General features: G+C 38.0%; 13 protein-coding genes and 3 pseudogenes. 2 read left to right on the top strand and 14 right to left on the bottom strand.

Going from position 1 to position 17,372, the window contains the following annotated elements; all coding sequences use genetic code 11:
• The first annotated feature begins 11 nt into the window (after positions 1 to 11).
• Positions 12 to 221, top strand: coding sequence for an ankyrin repeat domain-containing protein (locus L950_RS36140; protein WP_316930491.1), 210 nt, complete (start codon positions 12 to 14; stop codon positions 219 to 221).
• A gap of 80 nt (positions 222 to 301) precedes the next feature.
• On the opposite strand, the pseudogene L950_RS36135 reads toward L950_RS36140, so the two are convergent.
• From L950_RS36135 to L950_RS00940, 7 genes and pseudogenes are all read right to left on the bottom strand, one after another.
• Positions 302 to 2,488: pseudogene (locus tag L950_RS36135) on the bottom strand (catalase).
• A gap of 22 nt (positions 2,489 to 2,510) precedes the next feature.
• Positions 2,511 to 3,059 (bottom strand): ferritin-like domain-containing protein, encoded by a 549-nt coding sequence (locus L950_RS00960; RefSeq protein ID WP_021191746.1) that lies wholly within the window; start codon positions 3,057 to 3,059, stop codon positions 2,511 to 2,513.
• Positions 3,060 to 3,069: 10 nt separating this feature from the next.
• Complete coding sequence (locus L950_RS00955) at positions 3,070 to 3,537, bottom strand: ferritin-like domain-containing protein (RefSeq protein WP_021191745.1); 468 nt, start codon at positions 3,535 to 3,537, stop codon at positions 3,070 to 3,072.
• 253 nt (positions 3,538 to 3,790) lie between these two features.
• Positions 3,791 to 5,326 (bottom strand): FAD-dependent oxidoreductase, encoded by a 1,536-nt coding sequence (locus L950_RS00950; protein WP_021191744.1) that lies wholly within the window; start codon positions 5,324 to 5,326, stop codon positions 3,791 to 3,793.
• A 74-nt stretch (positions 5,327 to 5,400) separates the two neighbouring features.
• A pseudogene (gene ligD / locus L950_RS36975) lies at positions 5,401 to 7,289 on the bottom strand (non-homologous end-joining DNA ligase).
• A gap of 374 nt (positions 7,290 to 7,663) precedes the next feature.
• Positions 7,664 to 8,098 (bottom strand): annotated as a pseudogene (locus L950_RS36970) (DNA polymerase ligase N-terminal domain-containing protein); the annotation flags it as partial.
• 32 nt (positions 8,099 to 8,130) lie between these two features.
• A complete protein-coding gene (locus L950_RS00940; RefSeq protein ID WP_021191743.1) occupies positions 8,131 to 8,382 on the bottom strand; it encodes a hypothetical protein in 252 nt (83 codons plus the stop codon).
• Between the two features lie 723 nt (positions 8,383 to 9,105).
• Between L950_RS00940 and L950_RS00935 the strand changes: the two genes are divergently transcribed.
• Positions 9,106 to 10,026, top strand: coding sequence for a hypothetical protein (locus tag L950_RS00935; RefSeq protein ID WP_021191742.1), 921 nt, complete (start codon positions 9,106 to 9,108; stop codon positions 10,024 to 10,026).
• Positions 10,027 to 10,270: 244 nt separating this feature from the next.
• Here L950_RS00935 and L950_RS00930 read toward each other — a convergent pair whose 3' ends face one another.
• The 7 genes from L950_RS00930 to L950_RS36130 form a co-directional block, all read right to left on the bottom strand.
• Positions 10,271 to 13,510 (bottom strand): response regulator, encoded by a 3,240-nt coding sequence (locus tag L950_RS00930; protein WP_021191741.1) that lies wholly within the window; start codon positions 13,508 to 13,510, stop codon positions 10,271 to 10,273.
• Positions 13,511 to 14,140: 630 nt separating this feature from the next.
• Positions 14,141 to 14,461 carry a MazG-like protein gene (locus L950_RS00925; protein ID WP_021191740.1) on the bottom strand — a complete coding sequence of 107 codons (321 nt, stop codon included), beginning with the start codon at positions 14,459 to 14,461 and terminating at the stop codon, positions 14,141 to 14,143.
• A gap of 2 nt (positions 14,462 to 14,463) precedes the next feature.
• Positions 14,464 to 14,814 (bottom strand): hypothetical protein, encoded by a 351-nt coding sequence (locus tag L950_RS00920; protein ID WP_021191739.1) that lies wholly within the window; start codon positions 14,812 to 14,814, stop codon positions 14,464 to 14,466.
• A 4-nt stretch (positions 14,815 to 14,818) separates the two neighbouring features.
• Positions 14,819 to 15,340 carry a DNA-3-methyladenine glycosylase I gene (locus L950_RS00915; protein ID WP_021191738.1) on the bottom strand — a complete coding sequence of 174 codons (522 nt, stop codon included), beginning with the start codon at positions 15,338 to 15,340 and terminating at the stop codon, positions 14,819 to 14,821.
• Positions 15,341 to 15,475: 135 nt separating this feature from the next.
• Positions 15,476 to 16,474 carry a saccharopine dehydrogenase family protein gene (locus tag L950_RS00910; RefSeq protein ID WP_021191737.1) on the bottom strand — a complete coding sequence of 333 codons (999 nt, stop codon included), beginning with the start codon at positions 16,472 to 16,474 and terminating at the stop codon, positions 15,476 to 15,478.
• 92 nt (positions 16,475 to 16,566) lie between these two features.
• Positions 16,567 to 17,136 (bottom strand): oxidoreductase, encoded by a 570-nt coding sequence (locus L950_RS00905; RefSeq protein WP_316930490.1) that lies wholly within the window; start codon positions 17,134 to 17,136, stop codon positions 16,567 to 16,569.
• Positions 17,137 to 17,186: 50 nt separating this feature from the next.
• Positions 17,187 to 17,273, bottom strand: a complete 87-nt coding sequence (locus tag L950_RS36130; RefSeq protein ID WP_316930489.1) for a hypothetical protein — start codon at positions 17,271 to 17,273, stop codon at positions 17,187 to 17,189.
• Positions 17,274 to 17,372: the final 99 nt, after the last annotated feature.

The raw sequence follows: 17,372 nt of genomic DNA, 5'->3' as shown, positions 1-17,372 counted from the left end.
ATCGCCGAACTATTAATCAGCACGGTGCAAATCTTGATCTTCAGCATGGAAATGGTGGCACTGCACTTATGTTTGCTGCCATGTTTGGAAGAAATGAAATGCTGCAGCTTTTATTGGAGCGCGGTGCTAATAAAAGTATTCTGGACACCAGAGGCTTGTCGGTAGAAGATCTGGCTGCGCAACAAGGGAATGAAATTGCGTTGTCCATCTTACAAAATTAAAACCTCATGACTTTTTTTAAAATAAAAATACCCGGCACTCCACAGTACCGGGTATTTTTTATTAACAATATACGGAATGATTATGCAGGTATCAATCGTGGTTTTTCACGGTTCCAAAAGCGATGCTGTGCTATTGCTTGCATAAATAACGGCGCTAGTGCAGCTCCATCTTCTGCAACGACCACACCTTCCGCCAGAACAGATTCCTCAGAAAAATCTTCCGGCAGTTTCTTAAAGAAATAAGTTGCCTCGAGTACCTGTAGCGCCTGTTCATCGGCTGCAATGGCTTTACAATGCTTAAATGCTTCATTCAAAAAATGAACGGCATTTGCTTCAGCTTCCAGCGTTGCCACACTATTCGTACCTCCGGGTACATAAACAGCATCGTACAGCACAGATGCCGCAGTCAAAAAGCTTTCATCGACCGGTACAGGAGTATCATCGGAAGCAACGACCATCCCTTGTTTAGGAGCTATAATATGAACAACACCTCCGGCAGCAACAATACTTCTTTGACCGGCAATAACGATTCAGCGTCCACCCCATCAGCGACTAGGAAAGCAATCTTTCTGCTCTTGATACTATCCTTCACCGTATTTTCCATGCTTAATGCTTCTGATTTTTTCACTTCACCATCCACCTGTATCGGCTTATAGTCGTCCGGATTTCCATCTGCCGGTATACTACGGTTAACAGGTTTTTCCAATACTTCGGGCACTTTAAGCCCTAATTGGAAAGCCACGGCAGCGGCCAATCCCTTATCAACCAGTGACAGGATGCCGACCATTCTTTCACGAACAGCTACCGTTTTAACCTTACCGAGTTCAAAACTGAAAGCATCGATGATGTGATTTTTTCCGGCTCTGACTGACTGTAAAAGAACAACCTAGCTTGGCTAAAATGATCCAAGAAACTTTTACTTCTGCTTCTCACCTTTTTCGCATCGATGCGTTCCTCATAAGAAGTAAAGCCACCATCGGCTTCTTTCACCTGCTGCGGATCGTTATTCCCCAATGAATTGGGTCCGTAGCTGACCTTACCTCGGTTAATCGTTTGACGCATAAATCCGTCCCTTTGGTTATTATAAACAGGAACAATGGGGCGATTGATTGGGATCTCATGAAAATTAGGTCCTCCTAATCGGATCAACTGCGTGTCGGTATAAGAAAACAAGCGACCTTGTAACAAAGGATCGTTTGTAAAATCAATACCCGGCACTACATTTCCAACATGGAATGCCACCTGCTCCGTTTCGGCAAAGAAATTATCCGGATTACGATTCAACGTCATCTTACCGATCCGTTGTACAGGAACCTGTTCCTCAGGGATGATCTTGGTCGGATCTAGCAGATCAATACCAAACTTAAATTCATCTTTTTCAGGCAAAATTTGTACACCTAATTCCCATTCTGGAAACGCACCACTTCAATTGCTTCCCAAAGATCCCTTCTATGGAAATCAGGATCTTTGCCGGAGATATTCTGCGCTTCATCCCAAGCTACAGCATGTACACCCAATAAAGGCTTCCAGTGGAATTTAACAAAATGTGCTTCACCTTTAGCATTGATAAAACGGAAAGTATGCACACCAAAACCTTCCATCATCCGATAACTGCGCGGTATAGCCCGATCGCTCATCAACCACATGATCATGTGGGTAGATTCGGGCATTACTGAAATAAAGTCCCAAAATGTATCATGCGCTGATGCCGCTTGTGGAATTTCATTATCTGGTTCAGGTTTTACCGCGTGTACTAGGTCTGGAAATTTCATCGCATCCTGGATAAAAAATACAGGCATATTGTTGCCGACAAGATCGAAATTTCCTTCTTGTGTATAGAATTTAACCGCAAATCCGCGCACATCTCTCGCCAGATCGGTAGATCCTTTAGAGCCAGCTACTGTTGAAAAACGAACAAATACAGGAGTTTCAATTTCAGTGTCATTTAAAAACCCAGCTTTGGTGACACTTTCCAACGGTTCATATAATTTAAATACGCCGTGAGCTCCAGAGCCCCGGGCATGAACAACACGCTCAGGGATACGTTCATGATCGAAATGTGTGAGCTTTTCTCTAAAAATAAAATCTTCCAGCAGCGTAGCGCCACGATCTCCGGCGCGAAGCGAATTCTGATCATCATTAATGGCTAAGCCATGATCGGTAGTCATCATTTTTCCTGTGGCATCAGTAGTATGTGGAGCTAAAGATTTAATCTTATCATTTTCTGCAGTAACGTCAGACTGGTCTAGAATATCTTTTTCTTTCATCATTATGGATTTAAATAATTCATTATTCTTCCGCTGCATTATAGTTAACCCCATCTTCAGCGACTTCTGTCAATAAAGTATCTGCTGCCTTCTCTTCTGCAAGCGTTTCTTCAAGTAAAGTGGCAACATCTTTTAGTCCCAAGGTAATGGACAACTGCAGTAAACCTCCGTAACTAGCAATTTCGTAATGTTCTACTTTTTGAGAGGCCAGTATGATACCAACATCCCGCGTTGCAGATCCGGGCTCTGTACTTTCTATGATACCCTCTCCTTCTTTAGCTAAACCTTCCATTGCATCACATTTTTTAGCAATTGGCACTTTGCCCATTAGCTGGAATATTTGCTCCAGGCGTGTCACATGCCCTTCAGTTTCGTTCAAATGATTGCTAATGGCTTCAACTAAAGCTGGAGAAGTTGCTGCTTTAATCATTTTTGGCAACGTTTTGACCAAATGGTTTTCTGCCCAATACAGATCCATAATTCCATCCATAAAAAGTTCATGTAGTGCTGGCTCTGCAGTAATAGATGATTGCGTTTTAAATTTCGGGGTTGTTCCAGTTTCATTTTTCATAATATTTTATTTATTTAGTGGCATTATCGCGTAGAATTTTGATTTCTTCATGCGCTTCAGATTGTCGACTCAATTGGTCTAAAAGGATATTACACACAACAGTGGACAATTCATTAACATGCTCATCAAGCGTATTGTTGTATGTTTCTTTAAAAGCATCTTCACCTTTTTCGCAACTCTCAAGCAAACTTTTTCTATCGTTTCCGACAATAGCTCCTTTCACACTCATCCACATTCTAAAAAGCTTACCACTTAACATGGTCTCCTCCGTGGGTTGCTCACCTTCAAGAAACACATAGGGTGTAAGCTCTTCAATAAAGCGTTCAGATTGCATGATATAATTTGCAAACATATGAGGGAGCGGATCGAGACCTAAGCCGTGGGCAAGATCTAAGGCAGTTTTATAACCTTCAATTCGATCATTATTTATTTTTATGAGGTCATTGATGATGTCGGGGTTGTTTAAATTATTTTCCATAACGACTGTTTTAATTGAGGTTTTAATTACAATGGAAGAACATTCGATGAATGGGTTCGTTCACGAAAATTTACATTTTGGGTATTTACACAGACATTACGTAAAAACCACGTGCAGACAGCATACTGATAACCGAAATCTGCTAAAGCGCTTCCTCAACAATTATTGAGCATAATAAAAAAGGTCACAGCACCTTGTGCCGTGACCAACTTTATGTGCGGCATTCCTCAAAAAACCGCAACGTGAAAATTCATTATGCATCTTTCTTTAAGTCATAAACAGATAGACCAGCTGTAGCAGGGCCTGTCAGTAAGTCTCCATTTGGTGCGTAGCGAGCTCCATGGCAAGGGCAATCCCAGCTTTTTTCGGTGTTATTCCATTGCACAATGCAACCAGCATGCTTACATACAGGATCTAAGGCAAATAATGTTCCTTCATCATCTTTATATACCCCTAAGGTGTGTTTATCATAATCGATAATTTTCCCTTCTCCCTTAGCAAGATCAGCTAAGCCATCAATTTTATCAATGGCAAGGCGATCGATGATCAGATGTTTAGCAACATCAAAGTTTTCCGAAATAAAATTCGAAAACCCAGCAATGGGCTTAACCCTCCCCGGCGAAAACAGTTGTTCATATTCACTGGTACCATTTATAATAAGATCAGTAATAATTTTAGCAGATAATGTTCCGAAAATCATTCCATTACCACTATATCCAGTTGCTACAAACTGCTGTTTTGATTTCTTTCCAGGAAAATAACCAATGTAAGGAAGCCCATCCGTGCTTTCGTAATACTGAGAAGACCATTTATACAGCACAGCCCTTACAGCATAATGCTTTCTTACAAATGCTTCCAATTTTACAAAATTGAATTCGGGATTAGGATGTTGACCGGTTTTATGGTCTTGTCCGCCAACCAATAAGATCGTTTGGTCTTGATAAGTAGCTTTCCTAAAATAATGAAAAGGTTCCTGCATATCGTAAATGAGATCATCGGGATATTGATGCTCATCTTTCAATTGAAATCCCATGACATAGCTTCGATAAGGAGCAAGTTTAAACGTTAAGAGATTGATCCCCGGCGGCGTATGGGTAGCATAAACCACAGCATCTGCATAGTAGTGATGATCGTCGCCAACAGTTATTTTTTGTCTATTATTCTCTTCTTTAACTTCATTAACTGCTACCCCTTCTTGAATAACGCCACCAGCATTTTCGTATTGGGATAAAAGCACTTTCAGATATTCCAAAGGATGGAAACGTCCCTGCTTCTCAAACTTTATGGCTTTTGTCATATCCATCGGTCCAGGAATATCAGTGACATAGGTCGCCTGTAAACCTACCTCCAGAAAGGCGTCATATATTTTTTTCAATTCTTTCTCTTCATCTTCATTAGTAGCATACATATAGCCATTGCAATGCTCCAGGTCACATGAAATGTTAAACTGTTGCACGTGATTGGAAATTATTGTCAAGGCTTCTTTTGCCGCACTGGCTGCTAAGGTGGCATTTTCTTTACCAAAGTTGGAAATCAGATCATAGTAAGGCGTATCAAGAACAGTGTTCAGGTGTGCCGAAGTACCCGAAGTTGTTCCGAATCCTATGGTTTTAGCTTCTAAGATTAAACAGTTTTTACCCGCATTTCGCAGCATTAACCCCGTAGTAATTCCGGTTATACCCGCACCGATAATGACTACATCGTAATCGTTTAGCGCTGATGTGTCTTTATGATCATTCAATTGACTTGTATCTTGCCAATAGCTTAAATTAGATCCGTCTCTTTTCATGGATTCTTTCTTTTAATGTACATGTTAACCGATTATTTTACTGGTGAAACATAGTAACTACCGGTGCTATTTACCTATTCTGCTGAGTATTTATCAATTACTTTTTTGAGATCGATTCCTTTACCAAGTACAGGTCTAAAAATATCACCTACACTTTCCAGTCTTTCAATCGCATTAAATATGGTAAAATCACTCATCTTAAGACCTTTTTTTACCTCTTCCCAATATAAAGGCATCGAAACAGTCGCTCCTGGCTTAGGTCTTACTGAGTATACCGAGGCAATAGTTGCATGCGGTCTGTTCTGTAGAAAATCCAGGTACATCCGTCCTTTCCTATTTTTTACTGTACGTTCTAGACTCGTAAAATTTGGAAGTTCCCGATTGATCAAGGTTACGACAACGCGTGCAAATTCTTTGGATTGTTCGTAGGTATACTTATTATTCAAGGGAATATAGATGTGAAGACCCGTAGATCCACTAGTCTTACAATAGCTTGGCACACCCATATCATCCAGCAATTGCTTGGTAACTTGGGCAGTCTCAATAACCTGATTAAATGAATTTTGGTCAGGATCAAGATCAATAATGCAGAACGTCGGATTGTCTGGTTTTTTAACGGTGCTATTCCAGGGATTCATTTCAATACAGCCCAGATTGGCCATATACAGTAAGGTCGCTTCATCTTTCCCGACAAGATAAAGTTTGTCCTTTTGATCTGTCTCACTTTTATATAGATAAGTTTCAGCCATTCGGGTGCGCTGTCTGCCACATTCTTAAAATAGAAACCTTCTCCTTCTATACCATCAGGGAAGCGGTTCATGCTCTGAGGCCGATCTTTGAGATAAGGCAATATATAAGGCGCGATCTGGTAATAGTAATTGATGAGATCGCGCTTGGTAATTTTCTCATCTGGCCAAAAAATCTTATCCAGATTCGTAAACTTCAGATCTTGTTTATTGACCTTTTTGACCTGCGTTTTTTCTGTCGGATTTAATAAAGTTTTTCGTTTCATCTTACCTTGGGCAACAATAATATTTTTCTTTGAATCATTTACAATCTTCTTGGTAGATTCCTCTTTTTCCAGAACAATACTTTTTGGATCTTTATCCTCCCGCAATCCTATAAATGAAGGATGACGCATCACGCCATCTGTCGTCATTTCGGTAAAACTAACCTCACAGATTAGTTTTGGTTGTAGCCAGGTGACATTTGCATGTGGCGGGTCAGGTCGGAACCTAGAGGCTTTATTGACATCAGGTTCTGTACTGAATGGAGATTTATCAGCAGTTACTTGATTAAACTTTTCCAGCATCTCTTTTGCAGCTTGTCACTGAAACCAGTCCCCACCTTACCGGTGTAAACCAGTTTTTTCCCTTCATATACGCCCACTAGAATGCTGCTGAATACTTTACTTGAACCATCGTTTTTTGTAAAGCCTCCAATAACAACTTCCTGCCGCTTATTTGCTTTAATTTTTAACCAGTCCTTTGTTCGAGCATGTACATGGTAAGCACTATCTTTACGTTTTGCCATAATCCCTTCCAGCCCCATTTCTCTTGCAGTTTCTAAAAACTTGATCCCTGAAGTATAAAATGGCGTACTCAACTTAATGGTTTCGCTCGTTGATAAAATTTCATGAAGTATTGCTTTGCGGTCAGTTAAAGTTAATTTGGTCAGGTCCTTTCCTTTATACCATAAAATATCGAATACATAATAGAGTAAATCTCCATCCGCCTCACTACGCCAGTTCTGCAGTGCACCGAAATTGGCATGCCCGTTCTCACCCACAACAACAATTTCACCATCCAAAATAGCTTCCAGCTTCATCGCTTTTAGCTCTTCATAGATGGGGTAAAATTTCTCGTTAAAACTCTTATCATTACGAGATTTAATTTCAGTTGTTTTATTGCCATTTAAAAAAGAAACAGCTCTGTAACCGTCCCATTTCACTTCATAAAGCCACTCATCGTCATCAAAAGGTTGATCAGTCAGTGTGGCCAGCATAGGCTCGACATGCTCATAGAAATCTTTTTTAGGCGTTTTTTTTAGAAGCATCGCTAGGTCGATATCATCACCCTCAGTTTCATCCGAAGTCGAAAGTTTTTCTTCGATACTTGCGGAAGCTTTTTTCTTGCCAGCAGGCTTATCTTTGGAACTACTTTTCTGAGTTGTCTTTTGTCCATAAACACGATCCGGGGACTTTTCCATCTGAGCGATGCTCTTTTTAGAAATAACAGATTTATCCTTTAGGGTGATATCTTTATCACTCGCATATTTATCATCCAGCTTCATCAGCAACCAGCTATTTTCAGCCTTACCATAAGCCTTGACCAAGGCAAATTCGCCCTTCAGCTTGTTGCCGTTAAGCTTAAATTTAAGTTTACCGGCTTTTAGCTGTTTTAAAAGCTCTTTTTCCTGTTTTTTGACATCGCCACCTACAGAATCAGCAGGTTCATAAGTTCCTTCATCCCAAACAATGACTGTTCCACCACCGTATTGTCCCTTGGGAATCACGCCTTCAAAATTCCGGTAATCAAAAGGATGATCTTCGACCATCATGGCCAGTCGTTTAATATCAGTATCGAGCGATGGCCCCTTCGGTACAGCCCAACTTTTAAGAACACCATCCATTTCCAAGCGGAAATCATAATGCAGATGGGAAGCATTATGCTTTTGAATCACAAATCTTAATTCTTTACCAGAAGGTTTACCGCCAAAAGGTTCTGGCGTATTCTTTTGAGATCGTTTTTCACGATATTTATCTAAAGCCATAATTCATGAGTTATACGTTGAAAAAGAAACCACTAAGTAGCCTTACCTTTATGTTCCCAATGATCTTTGATGGTAATGCCATGATCGTCGATTTTTAGTCTTCTGGCGTATCGGTCTCCGATAATATTTCCGTTAGAATTCTTCTTCCCTATAAAAAGCATAATTGGCCTCCCTTCCTCATCCGTTTTAAACATCAGATCGTACCGGCCGAATTTCTGCTCCACCATTGTTAATGGGGCATACTGTTTTACTAGAATTTGTAAAATTGGCTCTTTTAATGACATACCGTAATTATAAATAAATACCTGGTTCCATATTGAACTAAGAACACACCTATTACGCGTATAGTTCTATTGATCATGAAATCGGGTATTTTATCACAATAGCGGGCATAAACCACCGTACGAAAGTCTGTTCCGAATAAGCACCAAAACATAAGATATAGCTCCTACTGCAGTTAACTCGAGTTTATACTGCTCCATACATCTGTTCCAACATGGCTCAATACTGCACAAATTTATGTTGCAGAGATGACAAACCACGTACCGATATAAACGTATAACTCTATAAGTTGTTGAAATATAGATAAATGATTGATTTGTCTGTTTAGTAAAACTTTCTGATATTTGTGTGGCTACAACATTAACCAAAAAATGGCCTTAAAACCAAATGAGAAGATTATTACTAAATGCGATTTTTATCAATAGTTTTTCCTGTACAAATAGTTTCGAAACAAACGTCAATACCAAGACCTTTGGTGGTAACTCTAGCCAAGATCACAATTAAAGACTGTTCAAAAACAACAATCAGTAATTAATTTTAAGTATTGTTTCATTGACAATACTTTTGAATCAAAAAATCAACAAAATACACAATGAAGAAATTTTTAAAAGTCCTTAAGTTCACATCGATCACTATTTTAAGTATTTGCTTACTGTTTATCTTATATTTTTTTATCAGCAATAAATTATTTTAGAATCTAAAATGAGGATAATATAAGCTATCTGATGAAAAATAGTACGGTAATCACAAATTCAATTAATGACAAATTATTTGATGATGATTTTTATCAATCAAAGGTATTCCTTTTGGGAGAAATTCATGGCTACGCTGACAATCAGACATTGGACAGGGAGTTGCTTTTTTTCTTAAATAAAAAAGTGGGTGTTAAATATTACATTGCAGAAATGGATAGCATAACAGCTACAAAACTGAATAATTTCCTGACAGATAGTATCAAAAATCAAGAAACCTTAAAGGACGTTGTATTGGCAATCCGTAAAAGAATTCCGCAACAATCAAGTCAGGAGCTTTTGGAAAAATGGAATGCTATTTATGATTATAATCAACAACTAACCGACTCATCAAGAATTACAGTAATAGGAGTTGACAAAGATTTTGATGACCATTCAAAAGTGGCTAGAGATTCGGCAATGGCCAATAATTTTAAGAATTCAATCAAACATTTAAAACTTAAAAATGAAAAATTCTATGGTCTTTTTGGTTATTTCCATGTATTGCAAAACACAACTGAAAATGGAAAACAAACATTCGCTTCTGAGCTAAAAAAATCGGGTATAAAAACCACGAGTTTTGTTAGCTATACCTTAGATAGCGAAATGTACCTTCCTAAAATTCCGCAATTTCCCACGCCAGAAAATGAACGAGTGGATTGGAGTAATGCAGATGGTCCATTACAACTTGTAAAGGGAATCAATGATTTAAAAGAATTAAGTAAACCAAATTCAATTACTCTATTTAAGTTAAATTCAGAGAACTCACCCTTTCTAAAATCGCAACACCTAATCAGTATAAAGTCGAGAGTTTTTGGAGAAAATATTGTACCTCAAAAAGGCACTGTTACAACAGATTATTTTCAATATGTTTTTTTATTGAAAAATTCCAAAGCATTAACAAGGCTGAAATAAAAAATTACGGTTAACAAATAGTTTCCAAAATAGCGACACAGCTTTTTCGTGAAAACTTTTTTACAAAAAATATCCGGCCAAAAAAAACCGGGTATTTTCTGAAAGAAAGCCACTGGCGCAACTATGATCAAGACCTAAAAAAGTTTTATATCCGATCATCCCGTCATGATACCATAAGATCACCAGATGCTATTATTTTTTATCCTTACTTTTAAATTTTAACAAATTAATCGGTTCTAACGAACTATTCCCAATGAAGCCATTTGGTCAATACGGCACGTAATGTCTGTTCAATTATAGGTTTAACAACAAAATCATCCATTCCTGCCGATAGACATTTTTCTTTTTCTCCTAGTACATTTCCAGCTGTTAAAGCAATAATAGGTGTTCTAGCTCCTACTTCTTCCTTACGGATTACTTCAGTTACTTCATAGCCGTTCATAGCAGGCATCTGAATATCCATCAGAACCAGATCAGGATGCATTTCCTTAAAGATTGCAAGCCCCTGTCTTCCATCTTTAGCTTCCAGAACTTCGATTTCCGGTATGATGTTCCGGATCAAGATAGTTGCAAGACGTATGTTAAATTCATTATCTTCAACAATAAGAATTTTAAGGCCTTCTCCATTGCGCGAATCCTGAGAAACGGGAATAATATCTTTTTCAGTCTCCTGAGCTTCTATCTTTGAAAGAACAGTATACAGATCATCAAGTTTTACCGGATTTTCAAGCCAATGCCGGATACCTAAGGATGCGCAGATGCTGCTCATATTTCCCTCGCTAGAATCAAAGATCGGTATCACAGCGTGATTATTGTCGATACTAAATAATTTTTCTTTCATCTTTTTGATGGTTTCCATACCGTTCATTATTGGCAGGTCATTGTCAATAATAATAGCATCGTACTGATTTCCCTTCATTAACAATTGTAACGCTTCAAAACCATTCGCCGCTTCGGAAACTTTAATATGCTGCAATTTTAACATCTGTGCTAAAAGCGTTCTGCTAGCAGCACCATTGATCACGATCAATACCTCTCGAATAGTTTGCAGATTTAACCATTCGCGTACCTCACCATCATCATAGCGCACGCTAAGATCAAAATAAAAACGGCTCCCAACAAGATATGTGCTTTCAAGCTTTAGCCCGCTACCCATCATCTTCAGCAGTTTATTGGAAATAGTTAGTCCCAGGCCCGTACCACCGTATCGTTTCGTGGTCGAGGCATCTTCTTGAGAAAAGGCATCGAATATTTTCTCCTGTTTTTCTGCTTTTATACCAATGCCCGTATCCCGGACACTGAAGCGCAAGCTGGTCAGATCATCTTGCTTAGATAAGAAATCAACACGTAGTTCAATTTCACCTTTCTCCGTAAATTTCTTAGCATTGCTCAGTAGGTTCATTAATACCTGCTTAACACGAAGGGAATCGACCCAGATATATTGCGGTACGTCCTTCGAGATATTTAAATGAAATTCAACGTTTTTACCCTGTCCCTGAATGTTCAAAAAAGTAGTTACTTGGGTGAGCACTTCGTAAAGATCACATTTATCAATATCCAGCTCCAGCTTCCCGGCTTCAATTTTTGAAAAATCGAGAATATCATTAATGATACTCAACAGTAAAGTAGCGGACTGATCTACAATTGACAGGTATTCTCGTTGGGTATCATCGAGCGTGGTTCTGGTCATCAAGTCTGTAAAACCGATAATTCCATTGAGAGGTGTCCTGATCTCATGGCTCATATTTGCTAAAAATTCAGATTTCGCAATACTACCCTGTTCAGCAAGAACTTTTGCTTTTTCCAATTCTTCACGTTGATGTATAATCTTGCTGATATCGGTCGCTATACCCAGATAACCGATAATATTTTCTTCAACATCATGAATGGCAGTAACCGCAAGCGAAACATATAATAATTGTCCATCTTTTCTTACGTAAGTCCACTCTCTCTGCTCGGCACCATAGAGCTCAGGTTTTTCAACAAAAACGCGAAATCCTGCTATTGAATGTCCCAATTCCATAGTCAGTTCATTCTCACGTATCCGAATCTCATCCTGTAAATGGAAAAGTGAAGGTGTAAATTTGCCGATAATCTCCACACTGCTGTAACCAAGAAGATTTTCTGCACCTTTATTAAACAGGGTGATCAATCCGTGGTTATCTGTCGCAATAATACCTACAGCAGATGTCGCTTGCAGAACATCCTCCAGTAACTTTTTAGATTTTAAAGATTCAGCTTCAATACGCTTACGTTTGTCAATATCTTGAAAAGTACCATATAAACGAATACATTGACCATTATCAAACTCCGCATTTCCAAGTGCCCGTACCCACAGTTCTTCACCTGTAAACGTGACGATCTCCAGCTCCAGGTCCCATGAAATCCCCTTAGTAATAGCCTCATCAATAGCTTGGCTTATTTTTGTTCGACTGTCACCCTCCTTATAAAAATCTAATCCTTGAGCGATATCAGGTTGATAATTAGGTGGAACACCATGAATTTCCTTTGTTATATCAGACCAGGTCAGATGCTTTTCAAGCAGATTATACTCCCACCCACCTATTCGGGCCACTCTTCCTGTCCGCGTTAACATCGCCTGAGTATTTTTTAAATCTTTCTCAAGAAAATGCTGTTCTGTGATATCAACAGCATTACCGATGACATACGGTTTTTTATCACCATTCGGTTGCAGAATGTTATTGAATAACCAGATACGTAATTCACCCGACTTTGTTTTAGTGCGCATCTCTCCTTTTGCCGTACCGGTTTTAACAAGCTGGTTGAGGTATGCATCTAAATTTTTATGTCCTTTAGTAGGAATAATATCATAAAGAGACAGTTTTTCAATTTCAGCTCTAGTATAACCTAAGATAGATGCACTCGCATTATTAACTTTAAGCAGATTACCTTCCAGATCATGCGTACACATCAGACTTTGGGAATTATCAAAAAATGCTTTTAATTCCCGTTCGCTTTCTTTATATCTTTCTTTTTCTTTTCGATTGATAATCAGGGACACGACCTCATCACGAAGCAGCGACAGCACCTGTTTTTGATCTGAACTTAAGTCTTTAGGCTCCGTGTCTATAACACAAAGCGTTCCCAGAGCAAAACCGTCTGGATCAACCAAAGGAAATCCTAAATAATACCGGATGTAGGGATCCGAGGTAACAAGCTCATTATTTTTGAATCGTTCATCTTGTTGAGCATCTGGAACCTCCATAAAATTACGATCTTTAATGGCATACTGGCAGAATGCCAAGCTTCGGGAAGTTTCTCCGACATCAAGGCCAACCCGGGATTTAAACCATTGCCGGTTCTCATCAATTAAGGAGATCAGTGAGATAGGAACACCACACACAAGCGAAGCTATCTTGGTAATACGGTCAAAATCTTCTTCGGGTTGCGTATCTAATATTTCGTAATTATATAGTGCATCTAATCGCTCCGACTCATTTGTTTTTACTGGTCCCTTATTCATAACTTCAATATCAAGTATTATCAATAATTTTAAGACTTCAGGTTTTTATAACTGCATATTAAGTCATAAGTAACTGTCTAACAGTCTGATTTTTCTTCAAAAGAAGTAGCAGGCACGACAATTTTTTAAAAATGTTATAATGACTTTTAAAGATAATGAATTCTACGCAGATATTAATTTAAAAATAATTTATATTATGCACTCAACCACATTATAACGATAATTAAAATACTAATATTTATGTAGTATTTCCAATTTTTTTTTCGATTACCTTTTAGGCTAGCATACATATATATAGTACAATGATATTACACTGTATGTAAATCATTGTTAATAAATACTAATGAACATATACCGAGTCAGAGGAGTAAAAAAAGAAAGGATATTTCTCATACCGTCGCTTCTTTTAAATTCATGTTATTTAAAGCTATTTAGTTATCGTCCTTAATCGAAATACGAACAACATAACTAGAAACAAAGACGACAATCTGATATCATGAAAATGCTAGTTATGATATCAAAAAGGAGACTCCTGACAGAATCTCCTTTTCAAATTTAATATCCAGCATTGTCTCCAGTAAACGTAACCCCAGCGCGACATACCATTAATTCACGAATTAAAAGACAGCTTTATTTCAATAGTGTTTCTGTTTTAGTCAGAAAATTCTGAATAGCATCTTTTATATTGATACCGGATCTTTCTGCTAATACGATCAACCACCAAATATTTTCACCAAGTTTATGCTCCAGTTCAGGTTCCGAACCAATTTTGGGCCAGCGTTTCTGTTGCGACATAATGTTCCGACCGATCAGTCCAGCGTCGGTTAAGTAAGCTAAAGCATCTTCTTCCCAAGTCCATTCGCTTCCATGATGCATCATCTCCAGCTCGTGGTACTTTTTCCTGATTTCTATTGAGCGACGAATGATTTCGTCAAAATTATCTTTCTCCATGATTATATATTTTTATATTGCAACAAATCTGCCTTCACAAACAGTATTTTACCATTTTTAAATTTGATATCAAATGATCCCCCGATTTTGCCTTCTGGAAAATCACCTGTAAATCGTACCTCCAGATATACATGCTCTTGTCCCATTTCCATTAAATTCATTTCTTCTATCTGCGTATTATACCCAATAAAGTATTTATCAAAATATACCTTAATACCATCATATTTCTCAAATTTTATTCCTAAAGACACATCATCTAAGATCGCTTCAGGTAAATAAAATGAGAGATATTTTTCAGTATTGAATGAATTGCTCGCAGCAATCCATGCAGTAATAAACTGTTTTATATCCATTTGTTTATTTTTTAACCCATACAGGTGTAATTGTTAAGATTTTCTTATAAATTGGACATGTTTCAGTATGTGCACCATGTAAATAACCGATGCTCATTAAAAACTCATTTACAATTTCACCGCCAGTAAAACGGAATGTTTTCTTAAAAAGTTTTACCCATTCTTCTTTAGTATTTAAATAATGGAGTTCTAGCCATTTTTCAAAACTGCCATATTCCTGTTGCAGTATTACAATAGTTTTTGCATTCTCAATAGCAGCATTCACCTTCAATTTATTGCGGATAATTCCTGGATCGTTTAAAAGGCGTTGCTGTTCTTTTTCTGAATAGGATGCTACTTTTTTTAAATCAAAATTATCATACGCCTTACGAAAATTGTCCTCTTTTTTTAAGATCGTTTCCCAGCTCAGCCCTGCTTGATTAATTTCCATAATCAAACGCCCGAAAAGCTCATTGTCATCATGTATAGGAAAACCGTAATAATGATCATGATACTTTTGATGAAGACTTCGTCGAGGCTCTATCATCGTTGAAATATACTCGCAATAACTCATAACGTAATATTTAAAATTTATACTGATACAAAGATGATTACATCTAAGTGCTTAAAATTCGCCTAAATGGTGGTTTTCGTTGCCATATTTACAATTTCTAGTATAATACTAAGCTAGGTCAATTAACTTAAGGTCGGGAATATCATTTAAAATATATTCTCCATAGGCAGAACCTGGTGATTGGTAACCAATTTTGAAATCATCACTTAATATACGATTTGCGACTGCTATCACAGAAAGTGGTGTAAGTTCATAACCCGATGGAGTATCAAGATATGCTTTCACTACTTCACCGTCTCTTCCTATAATCTCTGCCGTTATTCCATTTCGTCCTGCTGCTCGTTCTTCTTTTGTTGGACCGTCCGGAAGATTTTCAGATGTTAACTCCGGTAAATCCATAGCAGGTAGTTTTAAAGAGAAATATTCTTCGATATTGGGAATACCTGTAGTTTTATAACTCAGGATAATTCCTCCCAAAGAAGTCGGTATACATGCTACATCTTCATCGCCAAATGAAAATATCCTAGATCTAGGATCTGGATTCTTAATAATTACACCGTTTTTACGAACTAATATACCCAAATCTGCAATGTTTTTGCTACTTAAAATTGACCCTTTGGAGAATCCACCATAGTGACGAAAACCGACACTCAAGTATTCGGGCTCGATTACTAATTTAGATAAATGGGCAACAATCGCATCATAGCTTACAAAAAGACCTGCCCCGGATATGAGTTGGATTCCTGCTCCTTTAGCTCTGTCATCAAACGACTCTGCCAAAAGATAAGATTCTAATTCCGCACTGATATCCAAATAGTGGACAGCAGCTTTCAAGCATGCTTCCATTGCTTGTCTGGCTGTGGAGGCATATGGTCCAGCAGCATTGATCAAGACCTGTTTATCAGCCAACGCAATCTGCCAGGAGCTCTTATCATGTACTTCAAAAACATGGTATCCAACATTTAGTTCATTCGATAAAGAACGAATTTTGCTCTTGTCACGTCCAGCTATTTCAAAATCAATATTTAATTCTCTTGCTCTAGCTGCAATGATTTTACCAGTATATCCTGTAGCTCCATAAAGGAGCATTTTTTTCTTTTGGGTCATGTCTAATTCTTTTAAAATATTATTATGAAAACGAAATACAGGGAAAGATTACGCTATATCATTTCTACTATATTTCATACTTTTAATGCTGATTATACAACTGGAAACGTACCCCCATCGACCAAGATATTTGCTCCGGTAATGTAACCAGCACCGTCTGATACCAAAAAATCAACCGTATGAGCAATTTCTTCAGGTTCTGCCAATCTGTTCATAGGTACCCCACCAAGGCCAGCCATTACCTGTTGTTCTGCTTCCGTTTTGGTTTTTCCTATAGAACTTGCGTAGCTTTCCAAAAAAGATTCCATAGCTTCTGTCCTGACCATTCCAGGAGAAACCGTATTTACCCGGATACCTTCTTTGGAAACTTCGTTAGCAAGCGTTTTACTATAAGCATTTAAAGCGGACTTCATCACTCCGTAGGAAAAATTGGATTCGTACAAAGGAATCTTTCCGTTTATTGAAGAAATATGAATAACAACACCAGATTTCTTTTCCATCATCTGAGACACAATAACTTTATCTAGTCTTATAGCGGCCATCAGATTGAGCTCGATATCTCTATTCCAATCTTCATCACTAAGCATCTTAAAGCCTCCAGCTGGAGACGAAGTACCTCCAACATTATTAATCAAGATATCCGGTATACCATATTCCGCTATTATTTTGGATGATAGCGCAGCTATATCGCTATTATTTGTTAAGTCTGCAGCTATAAATGATGTTTAATGTCTGTATCGGGTGATTTCCTTGCTGTAACAACAACTAATGCACCATTAGAAGCCAACTTGTCTGCAATGGCTTTTCCAATACCTTTTGTTCCTCCGGTTACTAAAGCTACTTTACCAGATAGTGTTTCTGTTTTTTCATGATTGATTATTTATTAATATTGAAACAT

Source organism: Sphingobacterium sp. IITKGP-BTPF85, from assembly GCF_001006065.1.
In the GTDB taxonomy this organism is placed as follows: Bacteria; Bacteroidota; Bacteroidia; order Sphingobacteriales; family Sphingobacteriaceae; genus Sphingobacterium; species Sphingobacterium anhuiense.
The sequence above is the reverse complement of the archived record's forward strand: the minus strand, read 5'-3'. Positions and strand labels throughout refer to the sequence as shown.